Origin of the sequence: Methylobacterium sp. WL18 (genome assembly GCF_008040015.1) — a bacterium.
Classification (GTDB): domain Bacteria; phylum Pseudomonadota; class Alphaproteobacteria; order Rhizobiales; family Beijerinckiaceae; genus Methylobacterium; species Methylobacterium mesophilicum.
The window spans coordinates 1-766 of sequence record NZ_VRVD01001146.1 but is presented as its reverse complement, the minus strand read 5'-3'; the positions used below and the strand labels follow the sequence as shown (position 1 = coordinate 766).

At 72.5% G+C, this 766-nt stretch carries 1 protein-coding gene; it reads right to left on the bottom strand.

Annotation, left to right across the window (positions count from 1 at the left end; all coding sequences use genetic code 11):
• Positions 1 to 766 (bottom strand): M17 family peptidase N-terminal domain-containing protein (locus tag FV228_RS31425; protein ID WP_281406557.1); only part of this gene is annotated, 766 nt, incomplete at both ends.

Sequence of the window (766 nt, the reverse complement as noted above, 5' to 3'; positions counted from 1 at the left end):
CCCATGTCGCCCTTCATGTCCTCCATGCCGCCGCCCGGCTTGATCGAGACGCCGCCGGAATCGAACACCACGCCCTTGCCGATGAAGGCGACCGGCGCCTCGCCGGCGGGGCCGCCGTTCCAGTGCATGATCACGATGCGCGGCTCGCGGACCGAGCCCTGCGCCACCGCGAGCAGCGCGCCCATGCCGAGTTCGCGCATACGCGCCGGCTCGATCACCTCGATCTCGACGCCGAGCTTCGACAATTCCGAGGCGCGCCGAGCGAACTCTTCCGGGAAGAGCACGTTCGGCGGCTCGTTCACGAGGTCGCGCGCCAGGATCACGCCCTCGGACAGGGTCCGGGCGCCCTCGCCCTCGCGGGAGGCGGTGCCGTGCTCGGCGAGCAGGAGGGTGAGCTTGGTGCCGCCCTTGTCCTCGGCGTCGGGCTTCTTCTTGGTCTTGTAGCGGTCGAACGCGTAGACGCGCAGGCGCGCGCCCAGCGCAAACTCGCCGGCCTGCGCGGCGGTGACATTCGTGCCCGGCCAGTCGAGCACCACCCGGGCCGCCCGGCCCGCGACCTTGCCGGCGGTGAAGCCGCCGAGCGCCGGCCAGTCGGTCTTGGCCCGGTCCTTCTCGGAGCCGAGCCCGACCACGACGAGCCGGTCGGCGTTGACGCCCGCCGGCGTCGGCAGGCTCATGGCGCTGAGCGAGCGGCCCTTGAATTTTTCCGAAGCCGCGGCCTTCGCCACGAGGTCGGCGCCCGCGGCGCCGACCTCGTGGCGAAGGC